Source organism: Capnocytophaga sp. G2, from assembly GCF_035282625.1.
Taxonomy (GTDB): Bacteria; Bacteroidota; Bacteroidia; order Flavobacteriales; family Flavobacteriaceae; genus Capnocytophaga.
The window spans coordinates 25,166-43,242 of record NZ_JAYKBU010000015.1 but is presented as its reverse complement, the minus strand read 5'-3'; the positions used below and the strand labels follow the sequence as shown (position 1 = coordinate 43,242).

Genomic DNA, 18,077 nt, shown 5'->3' with positions numbered 1-18,077 from the left:
ATGAGGAAGTTATAATACAAACTTCTTAGCAGATTGCCTTTGATAACGTTCTATGCATGCTTCGTATACTTCAAGTGCTTTTTCTGCATTTCCCCATCCTCTTACCTCTACCTTCTTGTTTTCAAGGTCTTTATACACCTTAAAGAAATGTTCTATCTCCTTAGTCAGATGAGGGTTTACTTCATTAAGTTCATTAAGAAATCTTACCATGGGATCCGCCTTAGGAACACAAAGAACCTTTTCATCTCCTCCTTTTTCATCGGACATATAAAGGATTCCTACAGGTTTAACTTCTACTACACAACCAGGAAAAAAAGGGATAGTAGAGATAACAAGTACATCCAAAGGATCTCCATCATCGGCAAGGGTCTCTGGGATAAAACCATAATCCGTAGGATATACCATAGAGGTATGGAGCATTCTGTCAAAACGCATTTTGCCTAACTCAAAATCATATTCATACTTATTTCTACTTCCTTTCGGGATTTCAATAAGCACATCAAAAGTTGTCTCTTTTGTCATCTTTTATATTTCTTTGAAAATTAAAGAGCAAAGGTATATATTTTTTTTTTATTATCAAAACAAATATTATGTTTCTTTGCCCAGAAAAAAGTTGTATATTTGCCCCATAATTTTGTAAGATATGTATTCAGAACTTTCAGAAGGACACCCCATACGCACCTACTTACATGAGACAGAACTTATTGAAAACCTATTAGATGAGATCATGCGTACTGATCCCTCTGAGGATTATCAGAAGTTCTACAACCTTTTCAATCAGCTTTCCACTGTTGAAAAGCGCTTCCAGCGTAAAGAAAATCAACTCTTTCCTTTCTTAGAGCAACGCGGTTGGACAAATCCTTCACAAAATATGTGGTCATTCCATGATACTATTCGTGATATGTTTCGTTTAGTACGTAAGAACTTGGAGGAAAAGGACCTTGTAGGCGCTAAAAACAATATGGTATATGTAGAAGAAAATTTGCAACGCTTACTCAATATAGAATATAACATCCTTTTTGCACGTGCTTTGGATATTCTTTCTGAAGATGATTGGATAAAAATGAGACAAGGAGAAGAGGAAATTGGTTGGATGCTCCCGACCCCTCCTCCTCCCTACCCTAATGAATCCACCTATATACATCCTTCTATGGACACCACTCTACGTACTGATGTTGTCTTTGATGAAAAGGCACAGCATTATAATGAAGGATATATGACCATAGAGCAGGTAAACTTACTGCTAAAGACTCTTCCTGTTGATATTACTTTTGTAGATGAGCATGATAAGGTTATCTTCTATAATCGTGGAGAAGAGCGCGTGTTCCCTCGTAGTGCAGGTATTATAGGTCGTGAAGTCAAGTTCTGTCATCCTCCAAAGAGTGTAGGAACTGTACTCAAAATAGTAGAAGCTTTCCGTAATGGCACTCAGAATGAAGCTAATTTCTGGTTTAACTATCGCGGCAGGCTTATTTATGTGCGCTATTTTGCTGTACGTGATGCACAGAAGAATTATAAAGGGGTGATAGAGATGTCTCAGGATATTACTGATATCAAAACCATCGAAGGAGAAAGGCGCCTTTTAGAGTGGGAGTAAATAATCTTTTTTATATTTTCAACCTTGGCAAAAATCATAGAACAAATAAAAGAACCCATCGCTCAGGAGATGGCTACCTTTGAGGACAAATTCAGACAATCTATGTCCTCACGGGTTGCTCTACTGAACCGTATTACACACTATATCGTAAATAGAAAAGGAAAACAAATGCGCCCCATGTTTGTTTTCTTAGTAGCAAAACTCATCTCCAATGGTATTATAAACGAACGCACTTACAGAGGGGCTGCTGTAATAGAACTTATTCATACCGCAACCTTGGTGCATGATGATGTAGTAGATGATAGTAATAAACGACGCGGTTTCTTCTCTATCAATGCATTATGGAAAAATAAAATTGCTGTTCTGGTAGGTGATTATCTTCTTTCTAAAGGACTTCTGTTATCAATAGATAATAATGATTTTGACCTGTTGAAGATTATTTCCGTCGCCGTACGTGAAATGAGCGAAGGAGAGCTCCTTCAAATGGAAAAAGCCCGCCGGTTGGATATTACTGAAGAAGTATATTATGAAATCATCCGACAGAAAACAGCCACTCTTATTGCTGCTTGTTGTGCTATGGGTGCCTGTTCTGTTGCTCCTGAGGATACTACGCTAATAGAAAAGATGCGACTCTTTGGAGAATGTGTGGGCATGGCTTTCCAGATAAAAGACGACCTTTTTGACTATACAGAAGAGGCTATTGGAAAACCTACAGGTATTGATATTAAAGAGCAGAAAATGACCCTCCCCCTTATTTATGTATTGAATACAGTGAAAGAAAAAGATCGCCACTGGCTCATTAATAGTATTAAGAACCATAATACAGATAAGAAACGGGTAAAAGAAGTCATTGCCTTTGTAAAAGCTCATGGAGGTATAGAGCGGACTCAAGAGAAAATGAGAGCTTACCAAAGAAAAGCACTTGCTATTTTAGATGATTTTCCTACTTCTCCCTTCAAAAAAGCTCTCTTACAAATTGTGGACTACGTAATTGAACGAACAACATAATATAACCCTCACATTTTCAATTTTCTATCATATCCATTAGTTCTCTGTAGAACAAATAGGTGGGGAATCCTACTACATTATTATAGGAGCCTTTAATTTGAGTGATTCCTACGGCTCCTATCCATTCTTGAATTCCATAACTACCAGCCTTATCAAAAGGATGATAATTAGTTAAATAGTAGTTAATCATCTCAGAGGTAAGAGGAGCAAAAGTTACCTCAGTAGTATCACAAAAGATTTTCTGTTTGTCCTTCATCGTAAGGCATACAGCCGTAATTACCTCATGTGTTTTCCCAGAAAAAGCAGTAAGTGTCGCCAAAGCATCTGCATAATCCCTAGGCTTACCGATAGCTTCACCTTCAAACCAAATAAGCGTATCAGCAGTAATCAAAACCTCCTTATTCCTAAGTTCCTTAAGGAAGGGTACTGCCTTACTCCTAGCTATATAGAGGGGAATTTCTTCTCTACACAATTCAGGAGGATAATGTTCCTCAATTTCTTTGATGCGTACTTGAAAATCAAGCCGTAACTCTCTTAAAAACTGTTGTCTACGAGGAGAGGAAGAAGCTAAAATAAGTGTATAATCCTTTAATTTATCTAATAACATGATGCATTAATCTGGAACAAAAATATTTTCACCATCCTCATTTTCATAAAGTATTCCCAAGCGTTTACCCTTTTCTTTAGAAGAACCATCAGAGGGAGAGCCCCCCTTAGTTGTCTTGTATTTAGTAATTTTTTCTCCTTTTTTCTGAATAATTTCCATATCATCTCCGTTCTTATTCACAATCGTAAAATCTCCTCCGGTAAAGAAAGCCGAGAGATTTAGGTTCATTACCATGGAAACCATCAATGCTACAGAGAAGACCATAGCTACATCAAAGAGATTTACTACCACACTTAGGGGATCTGCATCATCATCCTTGAAAGGCATTGTTCTACGCGTATTTCTCATTTCTCAATAAGTTGTTGGTTATAGGTACGAGTAATATAATCCAATTGGTTCACCTCCTTAGCATACCAGCGTTGCTTGAACTGAAGGGTTATCAGCCCTACCAGGCTCACAACAAGCCCTACTACAGTAGTGGCAAAAACCACCTGCATATTGGATGCCATCTTGGAAATATCCCCTTGAGAAAGTCCTGTAAGAGCAGGGCTCATAGCAATAAGCGTCCCGATAAGCCCTAATACAGGACCTACTTTTGCTAATAATTTGGAAGTAACTATATCTTTTTCCGCTTCATTCTCAAAATTAGTTATCATATAATCAGTATAAGCATCATCCGCAGGATGTTCTAATATTTTACGCAAGTACTTTACAAACAATGAATTATCCTTCTTTGGTAGTACCTTATGTAATTCAACTACCGACTCAGGAGTAAGACTCTGAAGTACAGGGCGAAGCTGCCTCTCATTCTTATACTTAGTAATATACTGATTGTAAAAGCTGCCTACCAATAGTAAAGCACGTACAAAAAGTACCAATAGCACAATAATATCAGGAATAAGGAGGCTATCGGAAACCAAAAAGAGGATTTGTGAAATCTGATCCATATCTATCATTTTTTTGCGGAGCAAAGATACGAAATTAATTCTATTTTTTGTTTTTACTTATTCTAAAAAAATATTAACTTATCTCTTTTTTTACAATAGGATGTAATAGCTATGAAAGCATTTGTAACTTAATGAAAACAAGAGAAAAGGAAATTTTTCACTTTTCATTTTTCACTATTCACTTTTTTTGTACCTTTGCCCTTTCAAAGAACAAGATGAAACACTTAGAAGCTATCGGGCGCTATTTCCTGATGATATATGAAATATTTCGTAAGCGAACCAAATGGTCTATAATGAAAAAGCTCATTATGAAAGAGATAGATGACCTTATGTATAGTTCATTGGGGATTATTGCCTTTATTTCGCTATTTGTAGGAGCTGTAATTGCTATACAAATGGCACTGAATATTGATAATCCTCTTATTCCTAAGAGTTTGATTGGTTTTGCTACACGTCAGACCATTGTACTGGAGTTTGCTCCTACTTTCACCTCTATCATTGTAGCAGGGAAAGTAGGTTCCTTTATCACTTCCAGTATAGGTACTATGCGGGTTACCGAACAGATTGATGCTCTAGATATTATGGGGGTCAATTCACTGAATTATCTAATCTTCCCTAAAATTATTGCTTTGCTTTTGTATCCCTTTGCTATTACTATGGCAATGGCTTTAGGTATCTATGGAGGATATATAGCAGCTACTGTAGGACACTACGCCACTTCAGCAGAATTTTTAGAAGGTTTAAAACTTCAATTCCGTTCCTTTGATATTACCTACGCACTAATTAAGAGTGTTATCTTTGCCTTCGTGCTGGCGACTATCCCTGCTTATCATGGCTATTATATGAAAGGAGGTGCCTTGGATGTAGGAAAGGCTAGTACAGTATCCTTTGTATGGACAAGTGTTGCCATTATTATTATTGATTTTATCATCACTCAAATACTTCTTACATAAATGATTGAAGTACAGAATATAAAAAAATCCTTTGACGGAGTGGAAATTCTCAAGGGAATCTCTGCAACCTTTCATAAAGGAAAAACGAACCTCATCATCGGACAGAGTGGTTCTGGGAAGACTGTTTTTCTTAAAACTCTTTTGGGACTTTATGCACCTGATAGCGGAAACATTATTTATGATGGGGTCAAATACACCGATATGAACAAGGAGCAGCGCCGGAAGTTACGACAGAAAATGGGCATGGTTTTCCAAGGAAGTGCCCTCTTTGACTCCATGACAGTGGAAGAGAATGTAATGTTTCCCTTACAGATGTTCTCCTCCCTCTCCTCAGCAGAGATGAAAGACAGGGTGGATTTCGTTCTGGATAAGGTAAATTTAGTAGATGCCCATCACAAAAAACCTTCTGAAATATCAGGAGGAATGCAAAAACGTGTGGCTATTGCTCGTGCGGTAGTCAATGAGCCCAAATACCTATTCTGTGATGAACCCAACTCAGGATTAGATCCCAAAACAGCCATTGTAATAGATAACCTTATCCACACAGTAACCGAGGAGTTCAATATCACCACCATTATTAATACCCATGATATGAATTCAGTGATGGAAATAGGCGAACAGATTATCTTCCTTAAGAATGGCTACAAAGAATGGGAAGGCAGCAAAGATACTATCTTCAAGACAGATAATGAAGCGGTTACCGACTTTGTATATTCCTCTGAACTCTTTAAAAAAGTACGGAAGATGTATTTAGATAATGATTAATCATTATTAGCGTTAATTATTGCCTGGTATGCCTCCGCTGTAAGAAGGGTATCCCACTGCTCTATTTGGGTAGGTTTTATTTGGAGAATCCATGCTTGGTAGGGAATCTTATTAATTTGTTCAGGCTTGCGGACGAGTTCTTTGTTGAAGGCAACAATCTCCCCAGAGAGGGGCATATACAGGTCAGAGAGGGTTTTTACCGCCTCTATAGTGCCAAATATCTGATCCTTTTCGAGTGTTTGCCCCTCTGTTTCTACCTCTACATATACGATATCACTGAGTTGTTCTTGAGCAAAATCAGTAATCCCTGCATAATACACTTCTCCTTCTTGTCGCACCCATAAGTGCTCCGGAGTATAACGAAGATCTTTAGGAAAAAACATATTAATTTTAGTTTTTAAGTTTTGAATTATTTAGTCATGAAATAAGTTCTTTACTTCTTATAATTATAGTTTCTTGTATATACCCAAAGAAGAGAATTGTTTTCATTGGAGACTCCTACTTCTATGAAAACATCCTCCCTTTGAAGTTCTTTGCTCAGAAAAAAAGGTTTTGCTTCTTCCCACTTTTGGGTTAAAATAAACTGTTCTCCCTTGCCCTTGTAAGAAAGACTATACTGAATATTGTTTGTAAGACGGAATTCTTGAATCTCATCAGAGATACATTGTACCGATTCCTCTTCATATTCTCCCTTTTCGCTTTGCACATAAGCTCTTAGTATATCACAACAATTTCCTTGTATGAAATAATCATTTCCCTCTTTACGTAATCGAATATGTGTTAACACTATATGTCGGGTTGTCCTGTCCATAGCTATATCTTTATCACAATAACACTCCTGGTGGATAGCCTGTTTGTTTTGCGGTAAGAGATTCTTTCTTTGCGCATGACAAGAGAAGAGTAACCCAAATAATAAGAATATTATTCTTTTTTTCATAAGTATTAATCATTGATAATTAATCCCTATTTCCAATCTTTTTTCTTAGAGGTCTTCCCAATACCTGAGTTAAAGCTATTGGTAGGATCCAGTTCCTTATAGAAGTTCTTAAGGGAATCCTTGGCGTGATATAGGTGACCGACATTATGTTCGGCGGGATATTCCGCTCCTCTCCTATCAAGTATCTTAAGCATTTCTTCCTCTATCTCCTCACAATTATAGCCTTTCTTAATCACATAATCCTGATGGAAAACATGACACATAAAATGTCCATAGTAGAGTTTATGTAGGATCTTGTTGTCTAATTCGGCAGGGAGTTGTTCAAACCAGTTCTCCTCATTGCGCTTAAGAGCTATGTCCAAAGCTACAATATCCTCTACTTCTTTTTCATGTACGGAGCGGTAACGAATGGCTGCTGATGCTACAGCAAAACGCAAGAGCATAGCTGCTTGGGCAAGCTTAGCATCACACTCAAAATAAGCTCCTTTATTCTTATCAGCAAAGTATTCCTTAAGGTATTCTCGAGCTTCTTCTACCCCTTTTCCACCCATTTTTAGAATAAGGTGGTGTTCATATTGATTACGATAATCCCACATAATCTGAGGTAAATGCTTAGGCATAAGTTTAGAGGTACCCTGTAGGAATTTTTCACTAAAATGATGTGGCATAAAAGGGAGTTTTTTTGCCACACGGTCTGCCCATGCTTTAAGAGAAAAGAGTTTAGGTAGGTACTCAGTACCTACATGCTTGATGTACCAGAAAGTATCCTTACCATATTTAGCAGCAATGTCAAATGCTGTACGGTGAATATACTCTCCGGAGATAGGAATCTGCTCAAAGGTTCCAAGCATGTGTCGGCGTAGCTCAGTGAGTACCTTAGTGTCATTAGTACCAATGTAGAACACTGCTGTATGCTCTTCGGCAGGGAAAGTATCTACACGCACGGCAAAGATCGCAAGGCGACCTGCACTTCCTGAAGCTTCATATAGACGAGCAGGGTCAGCGTTAAAGCGAGCAGGAGTATCAGCATCTATCTGACGAACATGATTACAATATTCATGATCATGCCCTCTTTTCCCAGTGTCCTTGATATCCTTATTTTGGTATTTCCCCTCCTGTAGGTTAGTGAGTATCTCCTTAGGAGTCTCCCCTAAATCAATTCCCAAATGATTGATAAGCTCCAGTTTCCCATCAGCATTACGCTGAGCATAGAGCGCCATCTCAGTATAGGCAGGACCTCTCTGTACAAGAGAGCCTCCTGAGTTATTACATACTCCACCAATCACTGAAGCTCCTATACAAGAAGAGCCAATCACCGAATGAGGTTCTCTCCCATAAGGCTTAAGTTCCTGTTCTAAATGATTCAATGTAGAACCAGGTAAGCATACCGCTTGTTCTCCATTGAGGATAAGTTGAATATTATCATTACGCATAGTATTGATAATCACTACATCACGGTCATAATCATTTCCAAAAGGATTAGACCCTCCTGTAATTCCTGTATTTGCAGCTTGAGAGATGACAATTACATCTGCATCCATACAAGCTTCAAGGATTTGCCATTGTTCCCACAGAGTAGCAGGGCGCACCACCGCCAAAGCATTTCCTGTCCCAAATCGGTAACCAGTGCGATAGCGTTCTGTCTGTGAAGGGTTTGTAATCACATACTTACTCCCCACAATCTGACGTAGTCTTTCTAATAAATTTTGTGTATTCACAATTTACAAATTGTTAACAATGTAATATTTAATAAATTGATAATTAATTAACCATTGATTTAATTCCTTTTTCAAGCCATTCTTTATAAGTTTCTGTATCCACATATTGTACTGGGGTAGAGAGAAGTTCTGTATTAGGTGAAAGGAGGACATAATATGGCTGGGAAGCCGTAGAGAAATTCACCTCTTGAAAAGTTGCCCACTTATCCCCTATAGTCTTTATATACTCCACACGACCGTTGCGATGCTTAAAATCAAATTGCTGTTCCTTAGGGAGTTCCTCCTTATCATCCACATAAAGAGAGATAAGAACATACTGTTGCATAAGTTGCTTCACTTGAGAGTCCGTCCATACATGTTCCTCCATTTTACGGCAATTCACACATGCCCATCCTGTAAAATCCAACATCACTGGCATATTATGTTCCTTAGCATACGCCATTCCTTGATAATAGTCCTTAAAGACAATCTGTCCACTACTTTGCTCTTTAGGGAAGAAGGCATAAGATTCTGGGGGAGGGAAACCACTAAGTATACGCAAGCTATTCTTTCCGAAAAGTCCTAAAAGCAGATATATAGAAAATAATCCCGAAAGTACCCCTATAAACAAACGACCTTTGGAGTATTGTAGCAATGATTTTTTAGGTCCATCATGAGGAAAACGAATAAAACCAAAGAGATATAAGGTGAGTAAGGCAAAAAGAATAAACCAGAGCCCTACAAATATTTCTCTTTTAAGCAATCCCCAGTGCTCTACCAGGTCAGCATTAGAAAGGAACTTAAGTGCAAAAGCCAATTCTAAAAAGCCCAAAAATACTTTAGCAGTGGTCATCCAACCTCCTGATTTGGGTAAAGAATTCAACCAAGAGGGGAAAAGAGCAAAGAGTACAAACGGTAAAGCCAAGGAAAGCCCAAAACCTGCCATTCCTAAAGTTAGTTGAGTAGCTCCTCCTGAGGAGAGTGATCCCGCCAAAAGTGATCCTAAAATAGGTCCCGTACAAGAGAAGGAAACTATGGCTAAAGTTAGTGCCATAAAGAAAATTCCAATAATTCCCCCTATATTAGAAGCATTATCCATCTTATTCCCCCATGATGCAGGCAACGTAATTTCATAGAATCCAAAGAAGGAAAAAGCAAAAAATACAAAAATTACAAAGAAAATTACATTCAACCATACATTGGTAGAAATAGTATTGAGAATTTCGGGATCTATATTATCCAAAAAGTGAAAGGGAATACTTAAAAGCACATATATCAATAGGATAAAAAGCCCATATAGAAAAGCATTGAATATACCTTTTCTACGTGTTTTGCTCTGCTTAGTAAAGAAAGAGACTGTAAGAGGTATCATAGGAAATACACAAGGAGTAAGTAAGGCTATAAAGCCTCCTAAGAAGCCTAAGATGAATACTGTCCAGTTGGATTCTTTTTTTGTTTCCTCAATAAGTTCTTTGTTCTTGAGAGGGAGCTCGAGATTTTTTGCCAAATCCTGACTACGTGCATCTATGTGTTTTTCTTCTACTTGAGCCACAGATCCATCCAAAGAAAAGGCAAAATCCTCCTTGAGGTTGATACATACATCTATACAAGCTTGGCAGAAGATTTCCCCTTTGATATACTTTACATTAGGATCAGTAAGCTTAACTTTTTGAGTGATTTTTATATTTTTCTCAAAGAAAAGTTCGTTCGCTCCAAAAACATCATTAAAAGCTTTCTGTAGACCTTCCTCTTGAGATTCTCCCATAAGCTCTATTCCCTGTGTTGTATAGGTAATGACCATAGGAAGGGCTCCTCCTTCTGGATTTTTCTGAGAATAAACATGCCATTTTGGAGCAATTTTCCCACTAAAAGTAAGCAAATATTCTGTATCAGAAAGTCTCTCCTGAGAGAAAGACCATTGTACAGGATTTTCATCACGTTGTTCAAAGGGTTTACTCCCAAAAGAAATTTGGGCTTTAGCCATAAAACTCCATAATATGGAAAAGAATAAAACAAAACTACTTTTTTTCATATAAATTAAGTTATTCAAATGTAAGATTAATCATTATCCCTCGTGTATAGAGTCCCTTTATATTACTTGTCCAGGGACTGGCAGGGTCATTATCCCAAATAAGTTCATTATTAATAGAAAATAACCCACGTATAGAGGGGGTAAAACGAAAATGAGGTGTATAAAAATCAATTCCGAAACCCAACTCATAAAAGAATATTGTGGGATTCACCCGAAACTTTCCTTCACTATTATCTGCATGAGATCTGTTATTAGCACTAAGATTCAAAGTCATAGAAGCTCCAGCGGTTATATAAGGCTTAAAGTTATACCATCTCTTAGCACCATATTTCAAGAGAACAGGAACATAGATATAAGTAGAATTAATATCCCTTATACGTTCATTATCATTGGTAAAATTAGGAAATTCCAAATGCCGCTTATTATAGATAAGACCCGGTTCAAAACGTAGGCTCAAGTGATCCACAAGACGTAAATCCCCTGTAAGTCCCACATTAAAACCTGCTGATTTTTTCGTTTGGATATCTATAAGATTATTAGTAGTATAGTCCAATTTCTGATAATCCAAACGGAAATCTAATGAGTTAAGTCCAAAATAATAACCCCATTGGAATTTTTGATAATCAAAATCCTCTAAATTAGTAATAGGTTGTGCCTTTGCAAAGAAAGGTATTACAAATAATATTCCTATAATTTTCTTCATATATACTTATTTATCAGCTATATATATAGTAGCTACGCCTAACGTTTGGGGCTTGTAGATAACCTTTGAAAAGCCTATTTCTTTAGAAAGAATCTGTGACAATCTTTCTCCAAAGGGAAACTTAGCAGCGGACTCTGAGAGATAAGCATAAGCATTTTGGTTCTTTGCTAAGAATTTTCCCATGAGAGGGACTATAAATTTTGTATATAACTTATATCCCTGTTTGTAAGGAAAACGAGTGGGAACAGAGGTCTCCAAAATAACCAATCGTCCTTTAGGACGGAGTACTCGCTTAATCTCAGTAAGTCCTTTTTCAAGATTCTCAAAATTACGAATTCCAAAAGAAACTGTTACAGCATCAAAACTCTCATCAGCAAAAGGTAGGTTTTCGCTATCGGCTACCTGCATAGTAATACGATCTGATAAGTTCAACTCTTTTACCTTCTTCTCTCCCACTGAAAGCATTCCTTGAGAGATATCTACAGCAATAATATGTGCTTTAGGAATCTTAGAGAGTTCTATAGCCAGATCTCCCGTTCCTGTAGCTACATCAAGTATTGTGCCAGGTTTTATTTGAAACACTTTTTCTCTCACATGTTTTCGCCAAGAAATGTCCATACGCAGGGTCATTACCCTATTGAGCCCATCATAGGAAGAAGAAATAGTATCAAACATTTCTTGTACCTGTACTTTTTTCCCTTTATCTGAATTCTTATCTGGAGTTACTATCTCTTCTTGTTTCATAAATTTCAATTTAGGCGCAAAGATACAAATTAATGATTAATTGTTAATTATCAATTATTAATTTTTTAGGATAAAGAAAAGGAGTACTCTAAGAAAGAGCACTCCTTGAGTTTTTAATTATGCCGAAAAAAATAAAATTTTCACTATTCAAAAGCTCCACCAAAACGAATACCAAAAAAGAAATTCAGCTCTTTAGCATTGTTCTTAGCTATCAAATTAGTCAAAATACTACGAGATCCGAAGAACAAAGGTCCTAAACGAACCGCTGTTCCTACATTAAATTTAGATACTGAATTAATACTCATAGGCAAATAAGCGCCAAAAGTATTATTTTCCCAACGAGGAGTTAGCACAAAGTCATTTGCATAACGTGCATTATACTCATTTTTCTTTACTACATTGAACTGGCTGGAAAGGTTCAAATATACTCCTTCTATAAAGCGGTAATCCAAATTGATATTCAGTGTAGTAGGCAAAGAAGAGGCAAAAGATTCTCCCTCTTGTGTTCTTTTCAAAGCATCTGACATTTTATCAAAACTATCTTGCATATTTTCAAGATTAATATCTTGATTATGAAGAGTGTATGTAAAAGAGTTTTTATTTGTCTTGTACTTGAGACGTCCTAAATCTAACAAGGAAACCCCCACCTTAAAATCGTAAGGAATATGTCCGTCGCAATTAGGACAACCATCTTGGCTATATTCATACACAAAACCGAGGTCAAGTCCTACAGTAGAAGCCTCTGATTTAAAGAGGTCTCCTAACGAACCATCATTAATTACATTCAGACCACCACTCCTTACCTCTGCATATCCATTCCCTACATGCATAATAACATCACCATTCTCTCTGCGAAGAGTTACATTATCACTGTTAATTCCTGAAAATCCCATACGGAAACTACCTGAACCTTGTACATACTTAAGAGTTGCTCCCACACGCATAAGATTATAACCATCATTATATAGGGTATAAGCATAAGTGGCTCCTATCTCCATAAAGGCATTGACCAATAAGTTCATATCATTAATACTCTTCACCTTATAGTAATCCGAAGGATTGGTAGGTAGTTCTAAATTCTTAGCTGATAAAAATGCCTGTAACATCTTAGCATCTACGCCATCGACACTTGCCATAGCTCGTGCACGAGAGAAAAGCCCTACTGCATGTTTCTTATTGATACGATATAGAAAGGAAGGACCTAAAATATCCGCTTTAATGTTAGCATCAATTACATTATTCAACCCCTTAGAGAAATCCTCAAGGGACTTTGTCAAATTTGGAGAAAATCCCATAGTATTATTTCCCATATCAGCATCTACAGATATCAGATTGGCATCCCAAGGACGTGCTCCAAGTACATTAGCGGGATTAGAAATGGGAGTTAGTGTGCCTCCATATACGCTGGTTCTTAATCCCGAAAAAGATTGTTGTGCAAAGCCCTGATAAGTGGCTAAAACAAGCAACGAAAGACAGATTCTTTTCATATTTATAATCTATTTTTTCACGGGGCAAATGTACAAAAATAATGATTAATTATTAATTTTTAATTATTATTTAACGTTTATGGTTGTTAAAATCCAAATATAATAATTTTACCATGTTTATTATACATTCTGGAAAAATTAATGCTTAAAGATATTTATTAAGAAATAAATCTATTTAGCATTGAAAATAGAAAATATTTATTACCTTTGCCTATTCTTAAATTGATTCAATATGAATTTCTTAAAATTAGCACAAACTCGCTATACTACTAAAACTTATAGCAATCAACGCATTCCAGAGGAAAAAATCCAAGAATTAAGAGAAATTCTACGACTTTGTCCTTCCTCTATCAATAGCCAACCATGGCAGTTTGTATTTGTGAGTGATGAGAAACTTAAGAACGATGCTTTTGCCAAAGTTTCTTTCATCAATGAACAACGTGTAAGAGAGGCAAGCCATCTGGTAGTATTCAGGGTAATAGCCAGTGAAGAACTCTTTGAGGAAAAATCTAAAAGTTTCCTTTCCGAGACAGGAGCCAATTTCTACCGACAAACAATAAAAGCTAAAGGAGAAGCTTTCGTTCGGTCATGGCTTGCCCACCAAGTGTATATTGCCTTAGGTTATTTCCTTTCTGCTTGTGCCTCTATAGGGATTGACTCCACTCCTATGGAAGGTATTCTTCCTGAAGAATATGACAAGATTCTCCAAGAGAACGATTATCGTACGCTTTTTGCTGTAGCTATTGGCTATCGTAACCCTGAGGATAAAAATCAACCTTCTTTTACCCCTAAGAAACGATTACCTTTAGAAGAAGTAGTAAAAAATAAATAAAATTAAGGTTAGTACAATAAGGCTGTTTTTTTATCAGCCTTATTTATTTTTGTCCCAAAGAAATATACTTAATATTCATTAGCCTTTGATAATTATTTCCTATCTTTGCCCCTACTTTTTAATCTTATAATAAATGTTGAATGTCAGTGGCTTATCTATTTCATTCCAAGGAGAAACACTCTTTTCGGAAGTAGCTTTTATGCTCAATGGAGGCAATCGTGTAGGAATCATTGGAAAGAATGGAGCTGGAAAATCCACTTTGCTTAAAATTCTCTCCGGTCAGTTACATCCCGATACGGGAACTATAGCCTTGGAGAAAAACACTAAAATAGGTTACTTAAGGCAAGATATTGACTTTGTTGCAGGGCGTACCGTCCTTGAGGAGGCATACCAAGCCTTCTCCAATCTCATTGATTTGGAAGCAGAAATGGACGCTATCCATTTGGAGATGGCAGAGCGCACCGATTATGAAAGTGAGAGTTATAATAAACTGCTCATACGCCTACATGACATCACTCATGAATATGAAATTCACGGAGGTTACTCCTACAAAGGGGATACGGAACGTATCCTGACGGGCTTAGGCTTTTCTAGAAAGGATTTCACCCGCCTAACCGATAGTTTCTCAGGAGGTTGGCGCATGCGAATAGAACTTGCCAAACTCCTTTTGGAAAAAAATGACATTCTTCTCTTGGACGAACCTACCAACCACCTGGATATAGAATCCATTATATGGTTTGAAGGATTTCTTAAGACTTTTCCTGGAGCAGTGGTGATCATCTCCCATGACAAGATGTTCTTGGATAATGTAACCAATCGTACTATTGAAATAGTAGCAGGACGTATCTATGATTATCCTAAACCTTACTCTGCTTTCTTGGAACTAAGAAAGGAGATGATAGCCCAACAGCTTTCCGCTCAGAAGAATCAAGAAAAAATGATTCAACAAACGGAAAAACTTATTGATAAATTTCGTGCCAAAGCCTCTAAAGCTTCCATGGCACAATCACTCATCAAAAAATTAGAGCGTATTGAACGCATTGAGGTAGATGAGCAGGATAATTCTGTAATGTCCGTACATTTTCCTATTTCCCAACAACCAGGCAAGGTAGTTCTGGAGATAAACCATGTGAGCAAGAGCTATGGAGCAAAGAATATTTTAAAGGATGTAAATCTCCTGGTAGAACGAGGAAGTAAAATAGCCTTTGTAGGACAAAATGGTCAAGGGAAGACCACTCTTGCCAAAATGATTATAGGAGAGATTCCCTTTGAGGGTAATATTCGCTTAGGTCACAATGTGGAAATTGGTTACTTTGCTCAAAACCAAGCCCAGTATTTGGATGGTGAACTCACCTTACTTGATACAATGCTCAATGCTGCCAATGACTCCAATCGCACTAAAGTACGGGACATATTAGGGGCTTTTCTTTTCCGTGGCGATGAAGTGGAGAAGAAAGTAAAAGTCCTCTCCGGGGGCGAACGTAACCGTTTAGCATTGGCAAAAATGCTCCTTTCTTCTTTCAATGTTCTGGTAATGGACGAACCCACTAATCACTTGGATATTGCCTCCAAAAGTGTCCTCAAACAAGCCTTACAACGCTTTGAGGGAACACTGATTATTGTTTCCCATGACCGTGATTTTCTTACTGGACTCACTGAAAAAGTATATGAATTCAAGAATCATAATATCAAAGAGTATTTAGGAGATATTGACTTCTACTTAGAGCAAAGAGCCGTTTCCTCCTTCCGAGAAATAGAAAAAGGTGAAGAAGTGAAAAAAAATGCTTTGGTAGATAAGGGAAAAACTTTATCCTATGAAGAACAAAAAGAACGAAAAAAACTCACAAATCAACTTAGTAAAGTAGAAAATCAGATTAGTAACTTAGAAAAAGAACTTGCCCTATTGGATGAACAGTTACAGAGTGTATCTCCCACAGCCTCTCTCTTAGAAGAATATGGACAGAAGAAAGAAGCCTTAGATACTCTTATGGAAGAATGGGAGAAAATTTCATTAATGATTAATGACTAATCAAAAATAACTAAAAAATTCATTCTCGATCATTAAAAACTAATTATTATTTTCGTATCTTTGTCGCATGAATCCATTTATAGTATCTGCACGTAAATATCGCCCACAGACATTCAAGGATGTAGTGGGTCAACAAGCCATTACTGACACTCTGGAGAATGCTATCGCTAATGATCACTTAGCGCAAGCCCTACTTTTTACAGGTCCTCGTGGAGTGGGCAAAACTACTTGCGCCCGTATCCTAGCAAAGAAAATCAATGAAAAAACAACCTCTACTCAAGAGGAAGATAATGATTTTGCCTTTAATATATTTGAGTTGGATGCAGCTTCTAATAATAGTGTAGAAGGGATCCGCTCCCTTATTGAACAAGTACGTATCCCCCCTCAGGTGGGAAAGTACAAAGTATATATCATTGATGAGGTACACATGCTCTCTAATGCTGCTTTCAATGCTTTTCTTAAAACATTGGAAGAACCCCCTGCACATGCTATTTTCATCCTTGCAACTACCGAAAAACATAAAGTAATCCCCACTATTCTCTCCCGATGTCAGATATTTGATTTCAAACGGATTACTATAAATGATGCTCGTGAATATCTTAAGTATATTGCTAAAGAACAAGGATTAAATGCTGAAGATGAAGCCCTACAAATCATTGCTCAAAAGGCAGATGGTGCTATGCGCGACGCTCTTTCTATTTTTGATAGGGTCGTGAGTTTCTGTGGGAAAACTATCACCCGACAGGCTGTTTCAGAAATACTTAATGTATTGGATTATGATACCTATTTCAAAATTACCGACCTTATCCTACAAAATAACATCCCACAACTTCTAGTAGAATTCAATGGTATTCTTGCTCATGGTTTTGATGGACAACATTTTATAGCAGGATTAGCAGGGCATTTTAGGGATTTAATGGTTTGCAAGAATAGCAAAACCATTGCTCTTATGGAAGTAGGTGAAGAAACCAAAAGGAAATATGCAACCCAATCCGAACAATGTGATTTTCCTTTCCTTATAAAAGCTTTAGAAATTACCACCAAATGCGACCTAGAGTACAAGACAAGCCGTACCCCTCGCCTACTGGTGGAACTTACCTTAATGCAACTTGCCTCATTAACCTTTGAAGGGGATAAAAAAAAAATGATGGATATATAATTCCTGTTGCTTTCTTTCATAAAACCACAACACAAGAGACTGTAAATAAAGAAGATACATATAATATTTCAACAAAAGAAAACAGTTCCTCCACAACGGTCTCTCCTCCTGAACATAGTGTCTCGGCTACTTCTCTCAAGAGCATTCAACTTAAGCGTGAAGCAGCTAAAGTACGTGATGACAAAAATATACACGCACAAAACCTTGCTACCGATGACTATTCATCAGATGATTTTGCGCGTGTATGGCAAAACATGTTGACTATTTTAGATAAAAGAGGAGAACACCTCCTTATCACTAATTTGGGCAAAAATACGCCTACTATTAAGGATGATATGATCCAATTAGAAGTAGCTACTGATATTGCACAAATAGAAATCCTCTCTCAACAAAAACGATTGCTTGCCTATATTTGTAAGTCACTAAACAACTATAATATTTCACTACAGATTACTGTAAATAAAGAAAATACCTCCAATATTGCTTATACTCCTGAGGAGAAATACAAAGCATTAAAAGAACAAAATCCTTATTTAGAAACCTTTATTCGGGAATTAGGCTTACAATTCTGATAATTTCT

Annotated in this window: 19 protein-coding genes; 8 read left to right on the top strand and 11 right to left on the bottom strand. The window is 37.1% G+C overall.

Annotation, left to right across the window (positions count from 1 at the left end):
- Positions 1–9: 9 nt before the first annotated feature.
- Complete coding sequence (locus tag VJJ03_RS09180) at positions 10–522, bottom strand: inorganic diphosphatase (RefSeq protein WP_323975151.1); 513 nt, start codon at positions 520–522, stop codon at positions 10–12.
- Between the two features lie 121 nt (positions 523–643).
- Between VJJ03_RS09180 and VJJ03_RS09175 the strand changes: the two genes are divergently transcribed.
- Complete coding sequence (locus VJJ03_RS09175) at positions 644–1,597, top strand: DUF438 domain-containing protein (protein WP_323975149.1); 954 nt, start codon at positions 644–646, stop codon at positions 1,595–1,597.
- A 69-nt stretch (positions 1,598–1,666) separates the two neighbouring features.
- Positions 1,667–2,605, top strand: coding sequence for a polyprenyl synthetase family protein (locus VJJ03_RS09170; protein ID WP_323975171.1), 939 nt, complete (start codon positions 1,667–1,669; stop codon positions 2,603–2,605).
- Between the two features lie 16 nt (positions 2,606–2,621).
- Here the strand turns inward: VJJ03_RS09170 and VJJ03_RS09165 are convergent, their stop codons facing one another.
- The 3 genes from VJJ03_RS09165 to VJJ03_RS09155 are packed head-to-tail and all read right to left on the bottom strand — an operon-like array spanning position 2,622 to position 4,159.
- Positions 2,622–3,212, bottom strand: coding sequence for a Maf family nucleotide pyrophosphatase (locus VJJ03_RS09165; RefSeq protein ID WP_323975147.1), 591 nt, complete (start codon positions 3,210–3,212; stop codon positions 2,622–2,624).
- Between the two features lie 6 nt (positions 3,213–3,218).
- Entirely contained in the window at positions 3,219–3,560 is a 342-nt protein-coding gene (locus VJJ03_RS09160) for a DUF2149 domain-containing protein (RefSeq protein WP_009401305.1), read from the bottom strand.
- Positions 3,557–4,159: a MotA/TolQ/ExbB proton channel family protein gene (locus VJJ03_RS09155; RefSeq protein ID WP_323975145.1), complete on the bottom strand. Its 603-nt coding sequence runs from the start codon at positions 4,157–4,159 to the stop codon at positions 3,557–3,559. The genes VJJ03_RS09160 and VJJ03_RS09155 overlap by 4 nt, the downstream gene beginning before the upstream one ends.
- Positions 4,160–4,374: 215 nt before the next feature.
- Between VJJ03_RS09155 and VJJ03_RS09150 the strand changes: the two genes are divergently transcribed.
- Together VJJ03_RS09150 and VJJ03_RS09145 are read left to right on the top strand one after the other, a co-directional pair.
- The gene (locus VJJ03_RS09150) at positions 4,375–5,112 is read left to right on the top strand and encodes an MlaE family ABC transporter permease (RefSeq protein ID WP_040358757.1); all 738 of its coding nucleotides are present in this window, start codon (positions 4,375–4,377) and stop codon (positions 5,110–5,112) included.
- Entirely contained in the window at positions 5,113–5,877 is a 765-nt protein-coding gene (locus VJJ03_RS09145; RefSeq protein WP_009401308.1) for an ABC transporter ATP-binding protein, read from the top strand.
- Here VJJ03_RS09145 and gcvH read toward each other — a convergent pair.
- The 7 genes from gcvH to VJJ03_RS09110 form a co-directional block, all read right to left on the bottom strand.
- A complete protein-coding gene (gene gcvH / locus VJJ03_RS09140) occupies positions 5,874–6,260 on the bottom strand; it encodes a glycine cleavage system protein GcvH (protein WP_323975143.1) in 387 nt (128 codons plus the stop codon). The genes VJJ03_RS09145 and gcvH overlap by 4 nt on opposite strands.
- Positions 6,261–6,310: 50 nt before the next feature.
- Positions 6,311–6,814, bottom strand: coding sequence for a hypothetical protein (locus VJJ03_RS09135; RefSeq protein ID WP_323975141.1), 504 nt, complete (start codon positions 6,812–6,814; stop codon positions 6,311–6,313).
- A gap of 26 nt (positions 6,815–6,840) precedes the next feature.
- Positions 6,841–8,532, bottom strand: a complete 1,692-nt coding sequence (dld, locus tag VJJ03_RS09130) for a D-lactate dehydrogenase (protein WP_009401311.1) — start codon at positions 8,530–8,532, stop codon at positions 6,841–6,843.
- Between the two features lie 43 nt (positions 8,533–8,575).
- Entirely contained in the window at positions 8,576–10,543 is a 1,968-nt protein-coding gene (locus VJJ03_RS09125; protein WP_323975139.1) for a protein-disulfide reductase DsbD family protein, read from the bottom strand.
- A gap of 10 nt (positions 10,544–10,553) precedes the next feature.
- Positions 10,554–11,246, bottom strand: a complete 693-nt coding sequence (locus tag VJJ03_RS09120; protein ID WP_009401313.1) for a porin family protein — start codon at positions 11,244–11,246, stop codon at positions 10,554–10,556.
- 6 nt (positions 11,247–11,252) lie between these two features.
- A complete protein-coding gene (gene ubiE / locus VJJ03_RS09115) occupies positions 11,253–11,990 on the bottom strand; it encodes a bifunctional demethylmenaquinone methyltransferase/2-methoxy-6-polyprenyl-1,4-benzoquinol methylase UbiE (protein WP_009401314.1) in 738 nt (245 codons plus the stop codon).
- Between the two features lie 143 nt (positions 11,991–12,133).
- A complete protein-coding gene (locus VJJ03_RS09110) occupies positions 12,134–13,477 on the bottom strand; it encodes a DUF5723 family protein (RefSeq protein WP_009401315.1) in 1,344 nt (447 codons plus the stop codon).
- A gap of 232 nt (positions 13,478–13,709) precedes the next feature.
- On the opposite strand from VJJ03_RS09110, the gene VJJ03_RS09105 reads away from it, so the two are divergent.
- The 4 genes from VJJ03_RS09105 (at position 13,710) to VJJ03_RS09090 (ending at position 18,069) form a co-directional block, all read left to right on the top strand.
- Entirely contained in the window at positions 13,710–14,309 is a 600-nt protein-coding gene (locus VJJ03_RS09105) for a nitroreductase family protein (RefSeq protein WP_323975137.1), read from the top strand.
- A gap of 133 nt (positions 14,310–14,442) precedes the next feature.
- Positions 14,443–16,338 (top strand): ABC-F family ATP-binding cassette domain-containing protein, encoded by a 1,896-nt coding sequence (locus tag VJJ03_RS09100; RefSeq protein WP_323975135.1) that lies wholly within the window; start codon positions 14,443–14,445, stop codon positions 16,336–16,338.
- 67 nt (positions 16,339–16,405) lie between these two features.
- Positions 16,406–17,497 (top strand): DNA polymerase III subunit gamma/tau, encoded by a 1,092-nt coding sequence (gene dnaX, locus VJJ03_RS09095; RefSeq protein WP_009401318.1) that lies wholly within the window; start codon positions 16,406–16,408, stop codon positions 17,495–17,497.
- A gap of 254 nt (positions 17,498–17,751) precedes the next feature.
- Positions 17,752–18,069 carry a hypothetical protein gene (locus VJJ03_RS09090; protein ID WP_009401320.1) on the top strand — a complete coding sequence of 106 codons (318 nt, stop codon included), beginning with the start codon at positions 17,752–17,754 and terminating at the stop codon, positions 18,067–18,069.
- Positions 18,070–18,077 lie beyond the last annotated feature (8 nt).

What these genes read in the sequence shown, in the direction of transcription:
- VJJ03_RS09180 (WP_323975151.1), bottom strand. Translation starts at nt 522, where the DNA reads ATGACAAAAGAGACAACTTTTGATGTGCTTATTGAAATCCCGAAAGGA.
- VJJ03_RS09175 (WP_323975149.1), top strand. Translation starts at nt 644, where the DNA reads ATGTATTCAGAACTTTCAGAAGGACACCCCATACGCACCTACTTACAT.
- VJJ03_RS09170 (WP_323975171.1), top strand. Translation starts at nt 1,667, where the DNA reads ATGGCTACCTTTGAGGACAAATTCAGACAATCTATGTCCTCACGGGTT.
- VJJ03_RS09165 (WP_323975147.1), bottom strand. Translation starts at nt 3,212, where the DNA reads ATGTTATTAGATAAATTAAAGGATTATACACTTATTTTAGCTTCTTCC.
- VJJ03_RS09160 (WP_009401305.1), bottom strand. Translation starts at nt 3,560, where the DNA reads ATGAGAAATACGCGTAGAACAATGCCTTTCAAGGATGATGATGCAGAT.
- VJJ03_RS09155 (WP_323975145.1), bottom strand. Translation starts at nt 4,159, where the DNA reads ATGGATCAGATTTCACAAATCCTCTTTTTGGTTTCCGATAGCCTCCTT.
- VJJ03_RS09150 (WP_040358757.1), top strand. Translation starts at nt 4,375, where the DNA reads ATGAAACACTTAGAAGCTATCGGGCGCTATTTCCTGATGATATATGAA.
- VJJ03_RS09145 (WP_009401308.1), top strand. Translation starts at nt 5,113, where the DNA reads ATGATTGAAGTACAGAATATAAAAAAATCCTTTGACGGAGTGGAAATT.
- gcvH (WP_323975143.1), bottom strand. Translation starts at nt 6,260, where the DNA reads ATGTTTTTTCCTAAAGATCTTCGTTATACTCCGGAGCACTTATGGGTG.
- VJJ03_RS09135 (WP_323975141.1), bottom strand. Translation starts at nt 6,814, where the DNA reads ATGAAAAAAAGAATAATATTCTTATTATTTGGGTTACTCTTCTCTTGT.
- VJJ03_RS09125 (WP_323975139.1), bottom strand. Translation starts at nt 10,543, where the DNA reads ATGAAAAAAAGTAGTTTTGTTTTATTCTTTTCCATATTATGGAGTTTT.
- VJJ03_RS09120 (WP_009401313.1), bottom strand. Translation starts at nt 11,246, where the DNA reads ATGAAGAAAATTATAGGAATATTATTTGTAATACCTTTCTTTGCAAAG.
- ubiE (WP_009401314.1), bottom strand. Translation starts at nt 11,990, where the DNA reads ATGAAACAAGAAGAGATAGTAACTCCAGATAAGAATTCAGATAAAGGG.
- VJJ03_RS09110 (WP_009401315.1), bottom strand. Translation starts at nt 13,477, where the DNA reads ATGAAAAGAATCTGTCTTTCGTTGCTTGTTTTAGCCACTTATCAGGGC.
- VJJ03_RS09105 (WP_323975137.1), top strand. Translation starts at nt 13,710, where the DNA reads ATGAATTTCTTAAAATTAGCACAAACTCGCTATACTACTAAAACTTAT.
- VJJ03_RS09100 (WP_323975135.1), top strand. Translation starts at nt 14,443, where the DNA reads ATGTTGAATGTCAGTGGCTTATCTATTTCATTCCAAGGAGAAACACTC.
- dnaX (WP_009401318.1), top strand. Translation starts at nt 16,406, where the DNA reads ATGAATCCATTTATAGTATCTGCACGTAAATATCGCCCACAGACATTC.
- VJJ03_RS09090 (WP_009401320.1), top strand. Translation starts at nt 17,752, where the DNA reads ATGTTGACTATTTTAGATAAAAGAGGAGAACACCTCCTTATCACTAAT.